Genomic DNA, 19,136 nt, shown 5'->3' on the forward strand with positions numbered 1-19,136 from the left:
TCCACTATCAGCTTCCGGGGGCCGGTCGGGTGGCTGTGTGGGTGGTGGGTCCCTCCTGCTCCGGGCCTGCAATGTGCAACGGCTGCCTTCGGGCGTCAGCCGTGTTCCGGCGGGGTGTCCCGTAAGGGCCGTGCGCGTGGCCGGCTGTGCGCCCGGGGTTCGGCGTTGCCGGTACATATTCGGTACACATGGCGTTGGAAGCCCCCGGGAACCCTCGGCGAGCGGTGGCAGCGTAACCGCAGGTCAGAGCCGGTTTGCCGGGTGTTTGTGTCCGTCAAAGGAGTGCCGGTGCAGAACAGCCCCAGGGCACTTCACTCCCGGCCGCGGCTATCGCGCATCCCGGCGGACCACCGTCTTCTTTCCCTTTATGGTGCTACCCCGCAGGGCCGCGACCACCTCGTCGGCTGCGGACTCGGGGATCTCCACCAGCGAAAAGCGGTCTGCGATCTCGATCGCCCCGATGTCGCGTCCGCTGAGACCTGACTCGCCGGCTATCGCGCCGACCAGGTCCTGCGGTCGGATCCTGGCACTGCGCCCGGCGCCGACGAAAAGGCGCGTCATCCCGCCTGCCGCTGTACGACCGCGTCGCTCTCCGCGCCCGGCAGCGTCGCGGAGACCACGTTTGTCCCGCCCGGGCTTGACTGCGATTTCCGGGATCTCCTCCTCGTCGGCCGCGGGTCCGCAGGCCTCGTGCGCAAGCTTCACCGCGGCGAGCGCCACCTCCATGACATCGAACTCATCGGCGAGCGTCTCGACCACGACGCGGAAGCGTTCCAGGTCGTCCTCTAGGAGGCTCTCACGCAGCGCGGCGCACGTCAGCTCGAGCCGCCGGGCCCGCATGTCGGCGACGGTCGGTACCTTCTCGACCGTGATTTTGCCTTCGGTCGCCCGCCTTATGCTCTTGAGCATCCGGTGCTCTCGCGGCTCCACCAGGGTGATGGCCACACCTTCGCGGCCGGCCCGGCCGACCCGGCCGATCCGGTGCACGTAGGAGTCGGACGCGGAGGGCACGTTGTAGTTGACCACGTGAGTGAGCTGCTCGATGTCGAGTCCGCGCGCGGCCACGTCGGTCGCGACGAGCAGATCCGCCGTCCCGCTCCGCAGCCGTCCCATGACGCGGTCGCGCTGCTCCTGGCTCATCCCGCCGTGCAGTGCCTCGGCACGGTAGCCGCGTCCGTTCAGGGTCTCAGTGAGCTGGTCGACCTCGCCGCGTGTGCGGCAGAAGACGACCGTGGCAGTTGGAGCCTCCGCGTCCAGCAGGCGCCCGAGCGCCGCGGGCTTGTGCGCCCGCGGGACCACATAGGCGCTCTGCCGCACCAGCGGAGCCTCGCCCGGGGCCGCCGTCTCGCGCGCGATCTGGATCCGGATCGGGTCACGCAGGTGGCGACGGGCTATTCCGTTGATGCGTGGCGGCATCGTCGCCGAGAAGAGCACCGTTTGGCAATCGTCGGGAGTGTCTTTGAGGATCGCCTCGATGTCCTCGGCGAACCCCATGTCGAGCATCTCGTCCGCCTCGTCTAGGATGACCGTCTCGAGACCGCTCAGAGGAAGCGTCCCGCGGCTCATGTGGTCGAGCGCGCGCCCGGGTGTCGCGACCACGACATCGACGCCGCGCTCGAGCGCCCGCAGCTGTCGGCCGATTGGCTGCCCGCCGTAGATCGGGAGGACCCGTACGCCCAGCTCACGGCCATAGCGGTGGATCGCCTCCGAAAGCTGGACGGCCAGCTCGCGCGTTGGCACGAGTACCAGCGCCATCGGCTCCGCACCTCGGCCGTCCGGGGACATCCGCTGGAGCACCGGGAGCGCGAACGCGGCCGTCTTTCCCGTCCCCGTCGCAGCCTGTCCGAGCAGGTCGCGTCCCTCCAGTAGAGGCGGAATCGCCTCGCGCTGGATCGGCGTGGGCTCCTCATAGCCGAGGCCGGAGAGCGCGTCCAGAAGCTCTGGTCGTAGTGACAGGTCGGCGAAGCCGATCGTGCCGTCGGTTGCGTTCGGGGTCATGGCTGAGCTCCTTGCTCCGAGACGGTTCCACGCGGAACTCACGTTGGCGGTCTGTTCCACCTGCGAGATGTTTCCACTCTGCGACTACCCGGATTTTCGGTTCTGCCGACTCCAGCACAGTGTGCGGCTTTGAAGCGCGGCCATGGCCTCGCCGTCGGGGAATAGGTCGTGGGGGATGTTGTTGTACAGGGTGATCGTGATTTTCTGTGTATGTGTTCGACCTTGTGTTTGACGCTCGCTGAAGTCGACGCGAGCAGTTGTCTGGCCAGTGATGGTGGGGCGCGCCGCGGCTCGAGTGCGATCAAGGGGGCCCGCGCCGCGGGTCCGCAACCCATCGACCTGTCAGGAGACAGACATGGCTCAGGGAACCGTGAAGTGGTTCAATGGCGAGAAGGGCTTCGGCTTCATCAGCCAGGACGAGGGCGGCCCGGACGTCTTCGTGCACTACAGCAACATCGCCGGTAGCGGCTTCCGCAACCTCGACGAGAACCAGCGCGTGGAGTTCGAGGTCACGCAGGGTCCCAAGGGCCCGCAGGCCGAGCAGGTCCGCGGACTCTAAGCACCGCGACACCGCGCGCCACGGCGCGATCGGCGGATCCACCGCAACGCTCAAGCCGCCCCCACCCTCCCGGGTGGGGGCGGCTTTTTGGTACGCCCGGCACGGGCAGTCGTCAAAAGGTGTGAGTCCCTGAGGGGAAACGGCAGTGCCGACTCCTGCACGGAGGCAACGGCGCGGGCGTGTCAGTCCGGAGTGATTCGCGGCGTGAGTCACAGAGCTGGCAGACGCGCGAGAAACGGGGGCGATTATCCGACCCGAGCCTGGTCGTACTGGACACCCAGAGCATCCGCGCGGCGGTCGCCGTCCCCTCCCACACGACCGGAAACGACGCGGGCAAACGCGTGCGCGGACGCAAACGCGGCCTGGCCGCGGACGTGCTGGGCCTGGCCGCGGCGGTGGTGGTCCTGGCCGCCTCCGCCCACGACAACACCGCCGACACCGCCCTGCTGGACCGCGCCGCCGCCCAGACCGACACCGTGCAAACCACCCTGGCCGACCAAGGCCTCAAGAACGCCGTCGCCGACCACGGCGCCGCGCTGGGCATCGGCGTAGACATCATTCAACGCAACCCGGCCGATCGGGGGTTCGTCCCCCAGCCCAAACGATGGGTGGTCGAGCAGACCTACAGAACCCTGGCCCTGCACCGGCGCCTGCTCCGCGACTACGAGCACCGCCCCGCCAGTTCCGAATCGCACGTGTACTGGACGATGAGCGACGCGACGGCCCGGCGGCCCACCCACACCTCCACTCCCTCCCGGCGCGGCGCATGAGCCACCGCGAGGCGAAACCGCTGCCGGAAGCCATCGATGCGTGAGCAGGCGCTGGCCCGCGAGGCCGAGCAGACCCGGGCCCGCATCGGCGAGCTCACCGCGACGCTGGGCGAACTCGACGAGGCGATCGCGCATCTGCAGATCACCCGCACCACCCTTCTCTCCCTAATCGGCGAGGACGGCGCCGAGCCGGCCGCGCCGCCTCCCGTGCTGCCCGACCACCCCGCCTACCGGCAGATCATGGACGCTTTCGCCGACCTCGGCCGACCGCTGCGCGCCCGCGACCTGTGCCAGACCCTGGACCTGCCCATCGTGTCCAAGAACGTCGAGAACATCCGCTCCAAGCTCAAACGCCTGGTCAGCCGCGGCATCCTCGTCGAGACCGAGCCGGGCTTGTTCACCCAGCCGCACCCATAGCCCACCAGCGGTCCCCCGACCTGCCCGCCTCATCCAAACCCGGCAACGAAAGGGGATTCGACCCACGAAACGCCCTCTCAGGACCTGTGGGACAGGGAGAGCGGTGTCCCCGGCATCGCGGCGGACAGCAGTGCCGTTCTGCCCTGGGGCTCTGGCTGCAATGCCAACGAGTTGGGCTGGCTGATGCTTGACCCGGACCCCGACAGGTGGCCGGTGGTGGCCTGGCGTCGACAGATCCGTTATGGCGGCTCCAGATGGGCACTCTTCGACTGCGGCATGGTCGACTTCCTGGTCAAGATGATGCGAGCCGAGTTCGACGTTTGCCCTCTTGGTGACGCTTCCCTCTGGGGTGCGCCTGCTCCTTTCGTGCACTGACGCAGCCGTCCAGGCCGATCCGCATCTCCTCGACGCGGACGGCGTCGCCGAGCATCAGGCCGGGCCTTTCGTCGGGATAGGTGCGGATGAAGACCCGGTGCAGGAAGAGCCGTTCCTCGTCGACCCTCTCGAAGACGTACTTCACCGACTCCCTGCCGTGCTCGTCCAGGAACCTGGTGGCGGCATAGGCGTTCTTCCAGACCACCGTCACCAGCGCGGGGGTCGGCTGCCCCGGGCGCACAGCGACCGCGGTGAACTCTTCGCCGCTCTCGCCGCGCTCGCGGGCCTCCTCCTCTGTTATCGGGCTGCCCGGCCTGCTGCGCCGGGAGCTCCACCTGAAGCAGTAGGCGGTCTCAGCCGAGTTCACTGTTCACCTCGCATCCGCTTCGCCCTCGTCGTCGGGGAGTTCGTGCACCCGGCCGTTCTCGTCCCGAATAGTGATCTCCAGGCGCTCCGCTTCCCTGAGCACGGCGCCCGCGGTGGTGCCAGCGGAATCCTTGTCGGTTTTGGAGGTGGCGACGAAGACCTCCAAGCTGTTGGCAGTGGTGCGCACGTCTACGAGGTCGAGGCCGGCGGGTTCGGAGCGCCGCGCCACCATGGTGAAGTCGAGCAGCAGCAGGGTGCGGTTGCGCCGGCCGACCAAGGTGGTCGGGTCGGTGCACTCGATGAGGGCGCACATCTGGTCGAGTTTCAGGGCGGGGACCTGGCGGCTGCTCGGGACTGCGGCCCTGCTGTGCGCAGACAGATGGCGCGAAGGACCGCTGTGCCGCCGGAGCGCCCGACCGGATGGGGCCGCACCCCTGCGGTCGCCGTGTCACCTTTCGGGCTCTGGCTCGTGGTCGTCGCGGCGGAGGGGATCGCGCGGTCGGCCGACGGCGGCGGCGTCCCGGCTTGGGTGCTGCGGCTGCTGGTGGTCTGGTGTTGTCATGGAATGGGCGTGTCGGCGCACCTGTTCTTCGGCCTCGGCCTGCTCGGTGGTGATGCTTGCGCGGCGCTGCTGCTCGCGTTCTACGCGGGCGGGGGCGGGCTGCTGGTCGCCGTGCTCGGCGGGGTGGTCCCGGTGGTATGCGAGCTGGTGGTCGCCGGCTAGGAAGGTTTCGGGGGTGGCGGGGAGGAGCTTGTTGGGGGTGCCGTGCGCGGCCGAGTCGATGATGTGGCGGTGCACGTGCTGTCCGGCCGCATGTCGGTGTTTGAGGCGGGCGTCTTCGGGGTGGGGGTATGCCTGGGCGGCGATGCGGTCGGCGTCGGCGTGCAGCCGCTCCAGCGTCGGCAGGGTAGTGGCGTTGAGTTCTTCGCGTTCGACCATGGCGGCGGTGTAGTCGTCACGCCGCGCGAGCCAGTCGCGGGCGGCGGCCGGGTCCAGTGGGCGCTGCCGTGCCTGGAGCATGGCGTCCTTGGCTCCGGTGGGGCCGGTCCACGCGCCGTCGGGGCCGCGCTCGTTGGTGAACAGGTCGGCGCCGGAGCGGTCGGTGATGGTGATGCGGTGGACGTGCTCGCTGTTTTCGCACGCCTGCACGGTCTGCGGGCTCATCCGGTAGCCGAGGTCGTGGGCGGTGGCCGGTGTCCATCTGGCGGGAGAGTCGCCTGGCGAGAGGTAGCGCCTGACGGAGTCGAGTCGGCTCACCTCCTCAGGGACGCCCAGGGAGACCACCTCGACCCGGTACTTCTTCGGGCTCTGGGCGAACTCCGCGGCGGTGCCCAGCGTCATCTCCGGGTCGCGGAAGACGCCCTCCAGCAGCAGGCTGTAGCCGTTTTCCCTGGCGTGGTCGATACTCATGGCCACCCACGCGCCGGATGCCTGGGCCGTGGCGTTGGGCATCGCCAGGGGGTCCTGCTCCATCAGGTCGTCGTAGTCGGGATGGAACTGGCGCAGGTCGTCTCCGCTCAGCGAGACGATCCCGGGATACGCGCGGACGACCGCCTGCTGCGCTCGTGACTTGCCGGCGGCCGGTTGCGCTCCCAGCAGCACCAGCACGGGTGACCCGCTCGGCGCGTGCTCCTCGAAGACGTATGCCCTGACGTACTCGTCGAAGCGGTCCTTGAGGGCCTCATCGGATAGGCGGTACCGCTCAGAGCTGATCGCCACGGTCAGCGGTCCTTGAGTCTGGCGACCTCGGCCTGCCACCGCTTGATGTGGGCGACCAGTGCTTCCCTGTCGTCGGGATCGGCCGCGCGCCGCTGGTCTCGCACCTCGTAGATCTTGGCCTTCCAGTGCCGCCGCTCCTCCTCGGTCGCCGCGTGATCGGCCAGGTGGACGTACTTTCCGCCGATGCGGGTCGCGGTGTCGGCGAAGATGTCGAACACGACGGTGATCGAGGACTTCGCGTAGAAGTCCTCCTCTTCGGGGGTCAGTTGAAGATCCGGATCGGTCACGTGCGCTCCTCTTCCTCGTAGTGGCCGGTCGGCCGTGTGGGGGCGGGCCCTCGTCATTGTTCCCACTCCGCCCGGCCGTCCTCGTCAATGCCGACACCACCGCCGACGGTGATGTCCACGGTCTCCTGCTTGGGCTCGTCGGCACCGTAGGTGTGGCGGTAGGTGACCTCGGCGGCGCCGGGGGTGGTGGTCTCCACGGTCAGCGGGGCCCCGTGCAGGGCGGTGTCGTCGGCGGGGAGCAGCCGGATCTGCGGCTGCGCGGTGATGGTCCAGGACACGTCCTCGACGGACTGGTAGCTGTCGCGGTCCAGGTGCAGCGGGCATCCGGGCGGGGCCAGGGCGGTCTGCTCGGCGCACGTGTCCAGGCGGGCAGTGATCTGCTCGTGCACGTCGGCGGCCAGGCCGGAGCGGACCTTCAGACCGGTGACGTCGAATGTGGCGGGGCGCCGGTCGGTGTCGTCGGCGGCGACGGCCACCGCGCCCAGCTCGGCCGCCTCGAACAGCGGGTGGGACGGCGGGGTGGTGATGGTGTAGGTGCCGGGCAGGGCGGGGTGTCGGGCGTTCAGCATCCTGCTGTCGGGCGGTGTGGTCGGAAGGTCCGCACCGGCCACGCGGGCCTGCTCCAGGTGGGTACTGGTGATCGTGAGCGCCCCGGCCAGGCCGGTGGCGTCGACCACCTCCCATTCGCGCACCCATCCGGTGGTCTCGCGCTGCACGCGCACCGATGTGCGGTGCTCCTGGGCGCCGAGGCGGTAGGCGACGGCGACGGTGGCGGTGTCACGGTCGGGGCGCCGGGTGTCGGCGTCGGCGGCGCCGTAGGAGGCTCCAGCGGTGCGCAGGTCCTCGGGCGGCTCGTATCCGCGGGCCAGAGCCTCATCGGTGACCAGCAGCGACTCGATGCCGAGCTGGGTGGCCAGGGCGCTGCCCCGCCGGTCGGTGATGAGGGCCAGGACCTCCTCGACCGGGGCGGCGGGGTCGGTGGTGCGGACCTGGGCGGCGCGCTGGCCGGTGGCGGCCAGGACGGCCACAACGACGGCGGCGCCGATGGCGATGAGGGCGCGGGGGCGTCTCCAGCGAGGTGTGCGCGGGGGCTCGGGAGCGGGGGCTGCGCCCGGGCACCCGGCCTCGGCCGGCGGCGCCGTCCCGGGCTCGGCCATGGGGGCGCCGCAGGCGCGGCAGAATCGGGCGCCGGAGCGGGCGGCTGGGGCGGAGCAGCGCGGGCATGACGGCGGCGGCGCGTCGGGCCAGGGGCCGGTCACGGCTGGTGCTCCGGAGTGTATCCGGCGACGCGCTGGTACTCGGGGATCAGCCCAGCGGGACGCGTCTCGACGTGCAGAGGGGGTTCGGAGCGCCACCACAGCCACGCGTGGTGCGGGGGCATCTGCTGGATCGCCTCGACCGGCAGGATCGGCCGGTAGGACCCGCTGATGGAGTGCTGGCGGGCGGTGTCTGCCGGTGTGCCCAGGGCGCGCAGCCGGTCCGGCGGCAGGAGCGCCGGGTCGATGCCCCCGCCAAACAGCGTCACCTCGGGGGTGCGGTGTTCTCCGGCCCACGCGCTGATGTTGCGCAGGTCGGCATCGTTGGCCACCCCGCCGTAGATCAGCTTCGCGGTGGTGGCGGTGAGGATGGCCTGCTGGGCGTCGGCGCCGTAGCGGGCGCGCAGCTGCGCCAGGGACTGGGCCGCCCACAGGGTGATGATCCCGCGCCCGCCCCCCTCGGACACCAGCGACGGCAAGCTGCGCAGGGGCGCGATGTTGGCGACCTCGTCCAGAGCCAGCAGCAGCGGGCTGGCCAGCCGGCCGCCCTGGCCGACGGCGACCTCGGCGGCGCGCTGGGCGATGGCGTCGACCAAGCCGACGATCATCGGTGCGATGGCGTCCTGGTAGTGGCTGGGACCGACCACGTACAGCGATGAGTTGGTGCGCAGGAACTCGTCGATATCCAGGTCAACGGCGGAGCAGGACTCCAGGACGCGGGGTTCGGCGGTGGCCTCCAGGCACGTCCTGGCGACGCTGTAGAAACTGCCTCGTTCGCGTTCGCCCAGCAGCGGCAGCGCCTCCAGGTCGTCGGCCCACCCCTCGGCCGCGCCCGGGTGGGTGCGGATCAGCTCGGCGGGGCGGCGCACGTCCTGGCGTGCGATCCAGCGGCGGACCTCGGACATCGGGGCGTCGGCCAGGGCTGCGGCGTGGAACAGGCCGCGCAGGATCAGCGCGGCGCCCGACCGCCAGTGGTCGGCGTCGGTGATCCCGCCTCCGGCCACAGCGGTCATGGCCTGAACGCGGCGGTAGCACACGCTGGGGTCGGCGCACCCGGCCAGGGGAGACCACCGCAGCGTGGCGGTTCCCAGGCCCTCGCTGCCGAACGGGTCGTAGACGTAGACCCGGCCACCGGCGGCCTGAGCGATGCGGCGGCGCCAGTCCCCGGTGGCGGCCAGGATGTCTCCCCGGGTCGAGGTGGACACCACCGGCCCGGCCCAGTACAGCAGCGCGGGAATGATGATTCCCGACGTCTTGCCGTAACGGGGCGGTCCGACGATCCCCACCGAATCCGACGCCGACGACCAGACGCGTTTGTGGCTGTCGGCGGGGTCCAGGCCGAGGAACACCCGGTGCTCGGGGCGCAGCCGCACGGGCGGGATGGGCTCGAATGCCAACGTCACGGTCAGTCCTTGTCGGGGCCTCGGCGCTCGACCTGGGGGCGCTGAACCCCTGGCCGGCCGAGAGGTCGTGAGGCAGGGGGTAGTCGCGGCCAGGGGCCTCCAGGCGCTCCAGCCGCAGCTCGGTCGGCGGGTGGGTGGCGAGCATGGACGCCTCCCATCCGGCGCGGGCGCCGTCGAACGTGGTGCGCAGCTGGGCCAGGGCGCGGTACAGGCCATCGCCGTAGCCGGCCTGGGCGGCTGCGGCGTCGGCCGCGTACTCGCACCGCCGCCAGTACCGAGCGTGCACCGGGACCACGATCCCGCGCATGGTCGCGTTGACGCTCCACAGCAGGATCCGCAGCGGCCCCCACCGCGTCGCCTGCTCCGCCCGCACCGCGAGGTTGTAGGCCAGGTACAGCGGCAGAGCAACACCCTTGCCCCATGCCATGGTGACGGCGTCACCCGCGCGCCAGTGCGCGACCTCGTGGGCGATCACCCCGGCCACCGCCTCGGCGTCGTAGCGCAGGAATTCCAACAGGCCCTGGGTGATCACGATGTGGCGCGCGCCAGCGGTGGCGTTGGGTTCGCGGCTGTCGTCGATGCGCAGCACCGGCACCCCGGTTGCGCCGAGGCGGCGGGCGGCCTCGGCCACGATCGGCTCCAGCCACGCGGCCACGCGGCGGCCAGCCCGACCGCGTTGCCCGCGAGGTTGCGGCCTGCGCTCGACTGGATCCGGCGGCCGGTGCCCTGAGCGGCTGCTGCGGGCCGTGGTGCGGTCGGTGCCGGGGTGGGGGTCGGGGGCGGGGCGGTGACCGGTGTGGCGCAGCGGGGACAGGATGTGGCCGCAAGGTCCAGGCGTAGGCCGCATTGGTCGCAGAACGCCACTGCGGGCGGGGCACTCACGTTCGCGGGCCGGGTTCGGTGGCGGGGTCGCGGCCACCGGTCCACCACGCGAGATAGGCGTGCACCTCGGCGGCGGCGGGGCGGGGCAGCGCCACCGATTCGGGGTCGTGGCGGACGCTGGTGCACTGGCGCAGATCGCGGGCCAGGCGCTCCTCCAGGTGCGGTAGGTGGCGCTGGGCCCACTCCAGTCCCGGGATCTCGGTGTCGGCGCCGCGGTAAGCGCGAGTCCAGGCGGCGGACACGTCCAGCAGGGTCTGCACGACGGCGGGATGGCGATACCAGCACGGCCGGAGCAGCTGCGCCGCGCGCACCTCGTAGGCCAGGACGTCGCCCATCCATTCCCGCAGCCGCTCCAGCGCCTGGTGGGCCTGGTGGGGGTCCATGTCCACCCACGCGCGCCTCCCCGACCGCTCGCGCTCATCCGGCGGGGGCGGCTCGTCGGTCGGCGGATCGGGCGGGTGGAAGGGAGAGGACGCGTCGGTCACGCGCCCCAGCGTGGCCGCGTGGTCACAGTGGTGTCAACGCGGTGACCGTACCCGGCCCTGGTGCACCGGGAGCACTGTAGAAGAACGCCTCCTCGCGTACGATCCAGTCCCCTTCGACGGTGCACATTGAGATTTTGGTGATGCGCTGCCGCGTCCCGGTGGCGACGACCCGTTCGTCAAAAGTGCACCGGACCGTGAACGTGTCCTGCCCGATCATGGGCTCGGACACCTCGACTCCGAGTGGACTCGACGCCTCGTTCCGAGCAGAGGCGTTCTCGGCGATGGCAGCCGGGCCCGCACCTCGATGTCGCTCACGCATCCTGACCGGACTCCCCGGACGAAGTTGCTGACATCGGACCGGTCGTGCAACGCACCCGCCCCGGACAGATCCCTACTGGGTGACGGTCGGCGGCGGAGTCGAGCCCGAGGACAACGGGGTCGAGGCGGCCCTGCACCGCGAGGTCTTCGAAGAACTGGGCGGGAAGGTCGGCGGCGTCCAGCAGGTGCGCATCGTGACCGACCGGCTCGACGAAGGCATCGGCGTCCAGCACTTCTTCCTGGCGCGCCTGCTCTCCATGGACATCGGCGCCCGCACCGGTTGTGTGCTACTGGGCTCGGTCCATGAACACGGCCCCGGACCGTGGGCTGCGGTGTCCGCGCACGACTACGGGCGCTGGTGGTTCGAGGCGTCCACGACGCGGCAGCTCACCGGCATGCTGCTGGCCGGCCATGCACATCGGGCACACGCTCTTCCAGCGGGTTCGGTCGGTCCGCTCGACCGAGGGTCGGCGTGGCCCGCTGGCTGGATCGGGAGGGCCTGCCCGTAGGGCGGCCGCTGGACGGGAGCCGGCCCTGGGACGCTGCGGGCACGGTGGTCACACTGTGGGAGGCGGTCGAGGACGAGTGGGCGGTCCCAACCGAACTGGCGACACTCCTGACGCGGCTGCACCGGCTCCCCCGCCGGAGCTCAGCCTGCCCGAGCTCGACCCGTTCGACCGGCTTGACGAACGCGTCGCCGACGCCGACGGGCTGACCTCCGCTGAGAGGGCCCAGTCGGCCGGGCTCTCCGACGAGCTGCGCGGAGCCTATGAGGAGGTCCGTCCCGCCCTTCGTCGACGCGCCAGACCCTGGGCGTGCCGCGGTGCTGCTACGGCGACGATTAACGGGGGTGACCGGCTCGCGCCGAGGGATCGACTTACCTTGGGGCCATGACGAAATACGCGTGGATGTACCGTCTTGGCTTCACTCCGTGGGAGCGCTACGGCGCCGCGGGTGCGGCACAGCTCGGCGCCCTGCTCGACCGCGAGGCGGAAGAGCGTTCGACCAGCCCCGGGCGGGCATTGGACATCGGTTGCGGACGCGGGCAGTTCACCCCCGAGCTGGCCCGGCGCGGGTGGGAGGCGGTGGGCGTCGATCTCGTGCCGGAGGCGGTCGAGGCCGCTCGGCGCAAGGGGCCGGCGGAGGTCACCTACGTCGTTGGCGACGTGACCGACCTTGAGTCGGCCAACCCGGGCACATTCGACCTCTTCCTCGATATCGGCTGCTTCCAGGGCCTTGATGCGGATCAGCGGGCCGCGGAGGGGCGAGGTGTGACGGCGCTCGCCGCGCGGGGGGCCACCCTGCTGATGCTCGCCTTCGGGCCGTCGCGGTACCGGCGGTTTGTCGAGGGCGTCTCGCAGGCGGAGATCGAGGCCGCGTTCCCGGGATGGGAGCTCCTCGCGGTCGAGGATGCGGACACCACCGGCCTGGGATGGCCGATGAACCAGACCTCGCCGAAGTGGTACCGGTTCCGCCGTGCCGCTGAGTGACGCAGGCCCGGCACGCGCCGGTGGGCACGTCTGATCAGTATCGAGGCGCGGATCATCGCCGGCTCTGCCCTTCATCACTCTTCGACGAGGGCCGGGAGGAACGGGCGGTCCAGCGTCCACACCTCGACGGCGCATCCCGCCAGCAGGCCGGCGTGCAGGGCCACCATGAACGGGTAATGGCCTGCCCCGTACTCGCGGCCTCCGCGCTGCCGACTCCAGCGGAGGTTGCGCTGCGGGACCGCGAGCTCTGCGACACGCTCGAGCGCGACCAGGCCGACCAGCGCCGCGAACCAGGCCATCGGCTCACCAGCGCGGCAGAACCGGCTCGGAGCAGGAGCCAGGCCCTGGCGCGGTAGCAACCTCGATGGACCTTTGGGCCCGTGTCGTCTCGTGGCCTCGCCGTCATGCTCGGGGCCGCCGCAGTCACCGCTTCCAGAGTCGGCGTGCGACTGCCAGTGCAGCCACCGCAGCGAGCGTCCTCGCCATGCCGGGGTGGAAGCCGACAGTACGGGTGTAGCGGCTGCGGGGAAACGCCATGCGCGCCCGGCCGGTCGTCGCGCCGCTTCCGGACATCGGTTGAAAGTGGTTGTTCTGTCCCGCGTCCGGCTGCTGGGGTCGCTTGCGGACGAAAAGACGGCCCGCGCCACGAAGGACCGTGTCGACAGCACGTGGACTGATCCGCTGGCAGGCGGACATGGGCCCCGCGGCACCGATGCAAATGCGCCGGCGCGGATGCTCGGCGGCGTACAGGATGGCTTCGGCGACGGCGGAGGGCTGGTAGATCGGCGGGATGAGCGGAGGACGGGTGTCCATGAACGAGGGGACAGCGTCGTAGAAGGGGGTGTTGACCGTCGCGGGAAGGATGGTCGTGACCTCGATCCCAGAGCCGGCGATTTGCTCCTCCACTCTGAGGCCTTCGTACAGCGCGGTGTTTCCATGCTTGGCTATGCAGTACGGCACGTAGAGCGGAATGGAACGGATACCGAGCACCGACGAGACACCGATGATGGTGCCGCCGCCCTGTTCCCGCATCATCGGGAGCACCGCCTTCGCTCCGTAGATCTGCCCGCGCAGCCCAACCTGGAGGACGCGGTCGACTGCTTGGATCGGCGTGTCGATGAGAGATCCGAAGCTGCCTAGGACCGCGTTGTTCACCCATGTGTCCACCCGTCCGAAACGGTCCCGCGCAGCGGCCGCCAGGGCCTGCACCTGTGGCCACTCCGCCACGTCGGTGGGAACCACCAGCGCTGTCCCACCGAGTTGCTCGACCTCGTCCGCGGTCGCCCGCAGTGCCTGTTCGCTGCGGGCCGCAAGCACCAGCGAGGAACCTCGGCCGGCGAACTGTCGGGCGGCTTCTCGGCCGATGCCTGACGATGCTCCGGTGATGACCACGACCTGGTCATTCAGGCGCCGTCGGTTTGCGCCCGGTGACGTGCCGGGCCATCTCACGGCGCCCGGTCCAAGGCATCGAGCACGACGTGGGTCGCCACGCCGAGTACGACGTGGCCGACCAGGCCGCGTACATGGGTCTGCCAGGGATAACTCCGTGGTCCGCTTGCGACGCGAGCGAGTGGCCCTGCGACCTCGTCGTTGATCACGAACAATGCGGTGCCCCACAACGCGCCCTTACCGGCTGCGATCCACGGGTGACGACGGCGCAACTGCGCGTATGCCACTCCCGGGCCTATACCCAGCAGGTAGTGAACGAAGATCCCGCCGGCGTTGGGCTCGTCTCGAGCTACGTCGCTCCCTGCCATCCTGGCGAGGCGGCGGGCAGCGGCATGCGCGACGTCTTTACCGAAGACCCGGGCCCGCTTCTCCTGTTCGAGCAGCTCCGGCGGCTCCTTGCGATACATGGTCCACGTGGCGACATCCATCGCCCAGACCCCGACCGCACCGGCTACCGCACCGTCGACCGTTGCGTCCCTCATCAGGCGCTCCTATCTCCGGACGTCGTGCTCACGGTCCAGCAGCTGCAGTGTGGACGCGCCGCTACCCGAGGCCGAATGGGCCAAACGGCGCCTTCTCGGTGTGCTGCAGCCACGTTGTCCGTGGCTGCCTCCAAGGTCGCAGACTTGAGCGTCCGGCCTTCCCAAGGGCGGGACTGACCGCCGGGGCGTTCATGGAAGGGCCCGCCTATCCGCAGAAGGCGCTCGGGCTTCCGGTGAAACAGAACTCTTCCGTACGTGGGGAACCTGTTCGGCCTGCGCGACACCGGTGGCCACCTCGTCGGGATGGTGTCCCATGAGCTCCTTGCCGCGGCAATCGCGATCGGGTACGCGGTGCTCCTCCTCGTGATCAGCGTTGAGAGCGGCCTGTGGTTGTGGGGCCTGCTCGGAGCGCTGATCCACTACGCGCTCGCCGGACCGGTCCTGCAGGTGACCCCTTCGCTGGACCCGGACACCGGTGAGATCGGCGGCCAGGCGCTCGCGCTCGACAACGAGCGCCTCACCGCTTCCTACGACACCCCGCGCAACACGGGGAACTGCTCCAGCGCCGCCGTCCTGCTGGTCCTGAACCGCGTCCGCGCCACCGGCGAGGCCCCGGTCGGGGGATGGGCGGTCGCCATGACGTTCGGGCCGGGTCTGACCTTCTACGCCGCACTTCTGCGAAGCTCGAGCGGCGACTAGGAGTCTGCCAGCCACGCCAGCAAGCGGCCCTGCGACCAGCAGCGGCCAACGGCCTCGGCGTGCAGAGCCGACCGGTCGAACACCGCCAGGCCGATGATGCTGTGGCCAGAGGCGCGGCGATCGCCGAGTGTCGGTATCGTCGGCGCGACTCCGACCCCCTCCGCTGACACCCACGCCACCGCCCGGCCGGCCGCCGCTTCGTCGAGGCGGTGCAGGAAGCGCAGGCGGCTCTCGAGCGGGAAGTGCGACAGCGCCCACGTCGTGGTGACGACAGGCAGGGCGTCCGCGGGCACACGGGCGACGGCGTCGGGCACCACCTCGACGGCGTCACCTTGCAGCAGCAGCGGAGGGGCCGTCGCCGCCAACGCCATCTCCGCTTCGAGCCTCGCGGCCCGCTCCGGCTGGTCCGGCCACAGGCAGGCGCGCAACCATCGGGCGCCATCCGCGTCGGTCACGTCGACCGGATCGAGGTCGACGCCGACCCGGGCGACGACCTCGGGCATCGCCCGCGTCGGGATGGGCCGGTCTCCCACGATCGAAGACGACAGCTGCACGGGAGATGACGGGTCGCCCAGCGATTGTCCGTTGCTGTACGTGATGCCAACGCGATCGACATTGAGATTGAGCCCAGCCGAACAGCCCACGTCGATCAGCCCAACCGCATTCGCGCCCACCCGGCGCGCCGCCTCGGCAATGGCCGGATACAGCACGGCGCAGCGTCCGGTCTCGTTGGTCCGCGTCTGCCGGCGCACGGCGATGGCCACGACCGAGTCGGTCATTCGCAGCAGCGTGTCGATCGCCGCGCCAGCGGCAGCGTCGCCGTCCGCAGCGGCATAGGCCGCGGCAAGCGCCGGGGCGCGTCCGGCGAGGGCGAGGTCGTGCAGCGCGGCGAGGATCACCGTGGGGTGCCGCTTGCGCGCCGGCGCCGCCTCGATGGCGCGCAGCGCCTCGTCGGACTCGCTCAGGGCGACGGCGACGCGCTCGTACAGCGGCGATGTTTCGGCGGCGTCGACCTCACCGAAGTGTCGGTACACCTGAGCGAGTGTGCGGGCCCTACCCACGGGGTATGGCGCTTCCCGCGGTCGATCCCGGCATCCCGGCGATTCCAGCCATTGGAACGAAACCCCCGACCCTTTACCTGGCACAAGAGCGCCGAGGAGATCCTCGACCGACTCGCCGGCTACTGCCGGTCCCTCAACGAATAGCGAACGCTCCAGCCTGACAGGACACTAGCGGGGCAGGGGCGATTCGTGCACCCTAGTGATCATGTCCCGGTCGGCGCAGCGGCTTGCCCTGAGAAGAGCTCGGACCCGCGGACGAGGTCCGGCAGGGTCCCGAGGGCATGGAGAACCGGCCGACCATTGGACCGACGAGGGGCTTCGCGGCGGCGGTCTCGGGCAGCGGGATCACCGCGGTCCGCAGCTCGCCGCGGTCCTCGTCGAAGCCGATGTCGAGACGGGGCGCCTCGAACAAGGACCGCAGGAACGTCTGCGGGACGCGTTCCAGGCGGTGTCGACTCGAACGGCGGATGCCCCATCGGTGCCGACCGATGCCTGACGAGGCTCCGGCTCCGGTCGGCGCCGCTCTTCCTGTGCGGGGCATCAGGGTACGGAGGCCAAGCGGACCTGCTCGATCTCCTTTCGCGCGGAGAGGAAGGCCGCAACCGCATCGCCGGCAGCCGTGACCAGCTGCTTGGCCGTTCCTGTGCGCACGTCGCCCGCGGCGAAGACGGCGGGCAGCGAGGTGCGGTGGTGGGCGTCGGTGCGGACGTAGCCGTGCGGATCCAGCTCGACGCTCCCCTGCAGGAAGGCGGAATTGGGGGTCAGGCCGATGAAGACGAAGACGCCGTCAGGTGCGATCTCCTCCGCACCGTGGGGGCCGGTGAACATCACCGCCTCCAGCTCGTCGCCACCGCGGAACCCGGTGACGCGCACACCGGTGCGCACACGGATGTTCGGGGCCCGGCGCACGCGCTCGCGCAGGACGGCGTCCGCGGTCAGGTCGCCGAGGTTCTGCAGGATGACGACCTCATCGACGAGTTGGGCGAGGTAGAGAGCCTCCTCGCAGGCACTGTTGCCGCCGCCGATCACTGCGAGCCGACGGCGGCCGCGGTAGGAGGGGCCGTCACAGGTGGAGCAGAAGTGGACGCCGGAGCCGACGAGTTCCTCCTCGCCGGGGACGCCCAGGCGGCGGTAGGTGGTACCGGTGGCGACGAGCGCGGCGGTGCCCGTGATCCGCTGCCCGTTGGACAGCTCGGCTGCCACGGCACCGCCGTCCCGCGCCAGGCTCTCGACTCTGGTGGCGGGCAGCGGTTCGACGCCGCCGCTCCTGCTGTGGCGGATGAACAGGTCCACCAGGTCGGGGCCGCCGATCCCATCAGGAAAGCCCGGGTAGTTGTCGATGCGCTGGGTCGTGGTGGCCTGGCCGCCGAATCCGCCCGCGTCGACGACGAGCACGGCCAGGTCCTCGCGCGCCGCGTACACACCGGCCGTCAGCCCGGCCGGGCCGCCGCCGATCACGATCAGGTCATAGATTCCGCGCTCGGCCCGCGCGACCAGGCCGAGCTTGCGCGCCAACTCCTCGTCGGAGGGCTCGACGAGGTGGCTGCCGTCGGGGAAGACGACGTCCGGTATGCGCCGGGCGCCGCCCTGCAGCTCGCGCACGCGGGTCTCAGCGGCCGGGTCCCGGTCGACGTCGATCCAACTGTAGGGCACGCCGTGCGTGGCCAGGAAGCGCTTGCTGCGCACGCAGTCGGGGCACCAGGGGGCGCCGTAGACGACGATCTCTTCCATCGCGGTGTCAGTCCTTTCCTGCGGGCGCGGTGCCGACCGCGCCGTCGTCGCGAGTGGGGAGTTTGGGGTACCGGTAGGCGGCCCAGGCGGCGCCCAGCGCGATCCACGCCGCCCCTGCGGTGATCACCGAGGGCGTCAGGTCGGCGGTCAGTAGCGTGAACTGCCAGGCGGAGATGAGGACGGTGGCGGCCAGCAGCACTCGCATGGTCCTCGCGCCGAGCTTGAACGGCGCGGCGGTGTACAGGTCACGCCGCACGGTGCGCAGCCGGACCGCCGCTGCGACGATGAGTACCGCGTTGACCTGCTGGAGAGCGGATGCCGCGTTGGCGATGTCGGCCATGTCCAGTCCGGTGAGCACCGGGGCGATGCCGATCACGAACATCAGCGTGAGCAACCAGTGCGGGGTCCCGAAGCGGCGGTTGACGGCGCCGAGCCGGCGCGGGAACCAGCCGTCCTGGACCGCGGCGAGCAGGGCCTTCGTGCCCCACAAGAGGTTGGAGTTGAGCGAGCCGACGAGCGCGACGACGCTGCCGCCCAGGACGAAGAAGACGAAGCCGGCCTGCCCGGTGATGTGTTGGGCGACCACCGACATCGGCTGGTTCGCGACTTCCTCGATCGGCAGAACGCCGGCGGAGGGCAGCGCGAGCAGGATGTACAGCACGCCCGCGAGTGCCGTGCCGCCCAGGCAGGCGATGGGGATGTTGCGCCCGGGGTTCTTCAACTCGTCGCCGAGTTCGGCCACGACCTGACCGCCGCGGGTCGCGAAGGACAGCAGTGCGGCTGCCTTGAACAGTTCCAGCGTGCCGTTGGGGATGGGATGGGCGAAGACCTCCCAGTGCTCGACGCCGAGGAGCCCGAAGACGATGAACATCCCGAAGGCCAGCATCATGACGACACCCAGGACCACGCCGATCCGGGCGGAGACGGCGGCGCCGAGCAGGTTGGCCGCGTAGAAGCCGACGATCATGATGATGGCGACGAGCTGCGCGTCGAACCACGGATCGAGCGAGTGCAGGTACTGCCCCGCCGCGATGCCGTAGATGCTCAGCGAGAGGTTGCCGAGCGTCCACAGCCACATGTTGAGGTACCCGGCCAGGGGGTGGAGCAGCCGGGCCGGATAGACGTACGCGCCGCCGGTGGTCGGCATGGCTGCGCCGAGTGCCGAGATCGGCGCGGCGACGACCATGACGAGCACGGTGGCGGTGGCGAAGGCGATCGGCGTACCACCGCCGGTCATGGCGATCGCCGTGCCGGTCAGGGCGATGACGCCGCCGCCGACGATCTGGTGGAACGAGATGCCGAGGGCACCGACGAGTCCGATCTCCCGCTTCAAGTGGTTCGATCCGCCCTGGGCCGATGCCTGCTGCGCCGTTGAGGACATGCTGCTC

The 19,136-nt window shown here is 70.6% G+C and carries 21 protein-coding genes and 1 pseudogene; 6 read left to right on the top strand and 16 right to left on the bottom strand.

Features of this window, described 5'->3' with window-relative positions; translation table 11 throughout:
- Positions 1-327 precede the first annotated feature (327 nt).
- The gene (locus HDA32_RS27735; RefSeq protein ID WP_179645951.1) at positions 328-1,998 is read right to left on the bottom strand and encodes a DEAD/DEAH box helicase; all 1,671 of its coding nucleotides are present in this window, start codon (positions 1,996-1,998) and stop codon (positions 328-330) included.
- 355 nt (positions 1,999-2,353) lie between these two features.
- Here HDA32_RS27735 and HDA32_RS27740 point away from each other — a divergent pair, with 355 nt between their 5' ends.
- From HDA32_RS27740 to HDA32_RS27750, 3 genes are all read left to right on the top strand, one after another.
- Positions 2,354-2,557, top strand: a complete 204-nt coding sequence (locus HDA32_RS27740) for a cold-shock protein (RefSeq protein WP_179645952.1) — start codon at positions 2,354-2,356, stop codon at positions 2,555-2,557.
- 179 nt (positions 2,558-2,736) lie between these two features.
- Entirely contained in the window at positions 2,737-3,327 is a 591-nt protein-coding gene (locus HDA32_RS27745; protein WP_344732058.1) for a transposase, read from the top strand.
- 36 nt (positions 3,328-3,363) lie between these two features.
- Positions 3,364-3,744, top strand: a complete 381-nt coding sequence (locus tag HDA32_RS27750; protein ID WP_179645954.1) for a hypothetical protein — start codon at positions 3,364-3,366, stop codon at positions 3,742-3,744.
- Positions 3,745-4,036: 292 nt separating this feature from the next.
- Here the strand turns inward: HDA32_RS27750 and HDA32_RS27755 are convergent, their stop codons facing one another.
- The 9 genes and pseudogenes from HDA32_RS27755 to HDA32_RS27795 form a co-directional block, all read right to left on the bottom strand.
- Positions 4,037-4,486: a hypothetical protein gene (locus HDA32_RS27755; RefSeq protein ID WP_179645955.1), complete on the bottom strand. Its 450-nt coding sequence runs from the start codon at positions 4,484-4,486 to the stop codon at positions 4,037-4,039.
- A gap of 3 nt (positions 4,487-4,489) precedes the next feature.
- A complete protein-coding gene (locus tag HDA32_RS27760) occupies positions 4,490-4,798 on the bottom strand; it encodes a site-specific integrase (RefSeq protein ID WP_179645956.1) in 309 nt (102 codons plus the stop codon).
- Positions 4,799-4,933: 135 nt separating this feature from the next.
- Positions 4,934-6,205, bottom strand: coding sequence for a zeta toxin family protein (locus tag HDA32_RS27765; protein ID WP_179645957.1), 1,272 nt, complete (start codon positions 6,203-6,205; stop codon positions 4,934-4,936).
- Positions 6,206-6,207: 2 nt separating this feature from the next.
- Positions 6,208-6,492: a hypothetical protein gene (locus tag HDA32_RS31970; protein ID WP_179645958.1), complete on the bottom strand. Its 285-nt coding sequence runs from the start codon at positions 6,490-6,492 to the stop codon at positions 6,208-6,210.
- Positions 6,493-6,545: 53 nt separating this feature from the next.
- Positions 6,546-7,649 (bottom strand): hypothetical protein, encoded by a 1,104-nt coding sequence (locus HDA32_RS27775; RefSeq protein ID WP_179645959.1) that lies wholly within the window; start codon positions 7,647-7,649, stop codon positions 6,546-6,548.
- 98 nt (positions 7,650-7,747) lie between these two features.
- A complete protein-coding gene (locus HDA32_RS27780; protein WP_179645960.1) occupies positions 7,748-9,151 on the bottom strand; it encodes a type IV secretory system conjugative DNA transfer family protein in 1,404 nt (467 codons plus the stop codon).
- Positions 9,152-9,305: 154 nt separating this feature from the next.
- Positions 9,306-9,998: pseudogene (locus tag HDA32_RS27785) on the bottom strand (M48 family metalloprotease); the annotation flags it as partial.
- A 31-nt stretch (positions 9,999-10,029) separates the two neighbouring features.
- The gene (locus HDA32_RS27790; RefSeq protein WP_179645961.1) at positions 10,030-10,518 is read right to left on the bottom strand and encodes a DUF4913 domain-containing protein; all 489 of its coding nucleotides are present in this window, start codon (positions 10,516-10,518) and stop codon (positions 10,030-10,032) included.
- A 22-nt stretch (positions 10,519-10,540) separates the two neighbouring features.
- On the bottom strand, positions 10,541-10,735 hold the full coding sequence (locus tag HDA32_RS27795) for a hypothetical protein (protein ID WP_179645962.1): 195 nt from the start codon (positions 10,733-10,735) through the stop codon (positions 10,541-10,543).
- A gap of 181 nt (positions 10,736-10,916) precedes the next feature.
- Between HDA32_RS27795 and HDA32_RS30360 the strand changes: the two genes are divergently transcribed.
- Together HDA32_RS30360 and HDA32_RS27805 are read left to right on the top strand one after the other, a co-directional pair.
- Positions 10,917-11,345 carry an NUDIX hydrolase gene (locus HDA32_RS30360; protein ID WP_312863358.1) on the top strand — a complete coding sequence of 143 codons (429 nt, stop codon included), beginning with the start codon at positions 10,917-10,919 and terminating at the stop codon, positions 11,343-11,345.
- A gap of 381 nt (positions 11,346-11,726) precedes the next feature.
- Positions 11,727-12,326: a class I SAM-dependent methyltransferase gene (locus HDA32_RS27805; protein WP_246334508.1), complete on the top strand. Its 600-nt coding sequence runs from the start codon at positions 11,727-11,729 to the stop codon at positions 12,324-12,326.
- Between the two features lie 74 nt (positions 12,327-12,400).
- On the opposite strand, the gene HDA32_RS27810 is transcribed toward HDA32_RS27805, so the two are convergent.
- The 3 genes from HDA32_RS27810 to HDA32_RS27820 all read right to left on the bottom strand — a co-directional run bounded on the left by HDA32_RS27810 (position 12,401) and on the right by HDA32_RS27820 (position 14,257).
- Positions 12,401-12,625: a hypothetical protein gene (locus HDA32_RS27810; RefSeq protein WP_179645963.1), complete on the bottom strand. Its 225-nt coding sequence runs from the start codon at positions 12,623-12,625 to the stop codon at positions 12,401-12,403.
- 124 nt (positions 12,626-12,749) lie between these two features.
- Positions 12,750-13,775, bottom strand: a complete 1,026-nt coding sequence (locus HDA32_RS27815) for an SDR family oxidoreductase (protein WP_179645964.1) — start codon at positions 13,773-13,775, stop codon at positions 12,750-12,752.
- A complete protein-coding gene (locus HDA32_RS27820; RefSeq protein WP_179645965.1) occupies positions 13,772-14,257 on the bottom strand; it encodes a DUF1440 domain-containing protein in 486 nt (161 codons plus the stop codon). The genes HDA32_RS27815 and HDA32_RS27820 overlap by 4 nt, the downstream gene beginning before the upstream one ends.
- A gap of 255 nt (positions 14,258-14,512) precedes the next feature.
- Here HDA32_RS27820 and HDA32_RS27825 point away from each other — a divergent pair, with 255 nt between their 5' ends.
- A complete protein-coding gene (locus HDA32_RS27825) occupies positions 14,513-14,956 on the top strand; it encodes a 3-oxoacyl-[acyl-carrier-protein] synthase III C-terminal domain-containing protein (protein ID WP_218882630.1) in 444 nt (147 codons plus the stop codon).
- Here the strand turns inward: HDA32_RS27825 and HDA32_RS27830 are convergent.
- The 3 genes from HDA32_RS27830 to HDA32_RS27840 form a co-directional block, all read right to left on the bottom strand.
- Positions 14,953-15,990 (bottom strand): DUF2332 domain-containing protein, encoded by a 1,038-nt coding sequence (locus HDA32_RS27830; protein WP_218882631.1) that lies wholly within the window; start codon positions 15,988-15,990, stop codon positions 14,953-14,955. The two genes, HDA32_RS27825 and HDA32_RS27830, sit on opposite strands and share 4 nt — an antisense overlap.
- A gap of 567 nt (positions 15,991-16,557) precedes the next feature.
- Positions 16,558-17,748, bottom strand: a complete 1,191-nt coding sequence (locus HDA32_RS27835; protein ID WP_179645967.1) for an FAD-dependent oxidoreductase — start codon at positions 17,746-17,748, stop codon at positions 16,558-16,560.
- Positions 17,749-17,755: 7 nt separating this feature from the next.
- Positions 17,756-19,129 (bottom strand): APC family permease, encoded by a 1,374-nt coding sequence (locus HDA32_RS27840; protein ID WP_179645968.1) that lies wholly within the window; start codon positions 19,127-19,129, stop codon positions 17,756-17,758.
- Between the last annotated feature and the right edge of the window lie 7 nt (positions 19,130-19,136).

It is taken from the genome of Spinactinospora alkalitolerans, from assembly GCF_013408795.1.
Lineage (GTDB): Bacteria > Actinomycetota > Actinomycetes > Streptosporangiales > Streptosporangiaceae > Spinactinospora > Spinactinospora alkalitolerans.

Coding starts and splice junctions, on each gene's coding strand:
- HDA32_RS27735 (WP_179645951.1), bottom strand. CDS start 1,998: ATGACCCCGAACGCAACCGACGGCACGATCGGCTTCGCCGACCTGTCA.
- HDA32_RS27740 (WP_179645952.1), top strand. CDS start 2,354: ATGGCTCAGGGAACCGTGAAGTGGTTCAATGGCGAGAAGGGCTTCGGC.
- HDA32_RS27750 (WP_179645954.1), top strand. CDS start 3,364: ATGCGTGAGCAGGCGCTGGCCCGCGAGGCCGAGCAGACCCGGGCCCGC.
- HDA32_RS27760 (WP_179645956.1), bottom strand. CDS start 4,798: ATGTGCGCCCTCATCGAGTGCACCGACCCGACCACCTTGGTCGGCCGG.
- HDA32_RS27775 (WP_179645959.1), bottom strand. CDS start 7,649: ATGGCCGAGCCCGGGACGGCGCCGCCGGCCGAGGCCGGGTGCCCGGGC.
- HDA32_RS27795 (WP_179645962.1), bottom strand. CDS start 10,735: ATGATCGGGCAGGACACGTTCACGGTCCGGTGCACTTTTGACGAACGG.
- HDA32_RS27805 (WP_246334508.1), top strand. CDS start 11,727: ATGACGAAATACGCGTGGATGTACCGTCTTGGCTTCACTCCGTGGGAG.
- HDA32_RS27810 (WP_179645963.1), bottom strand. CDS start 12,625: ATGGCCTGGTTCGCGGCGCTGGTCGGCCTGGTCGCGCTCGAGCGTGTC.
- HDA32_RS27820 (WP_179645965.1), bottom strand. CDS start 14,257: ATGAGGGACGCAACGGTCGACGGTGCGGTAGCCGGTGCGGTCGGGGTC.
- HDA32_RS27835 (WP_179645967.1), bottom strand. CDS start 17,748: ATGGAAGAGATCGTCGTCTACGGCGCCCCCTGGTGCCCCGACTGCGTG.
- HDA32_RS27840 (WP_179645968.1), bottom strand. CDS start 19,129: ATGTCCTCAACGGCGCAGCAGGCATCGGCCCAGGGCGGATCGAACCAC.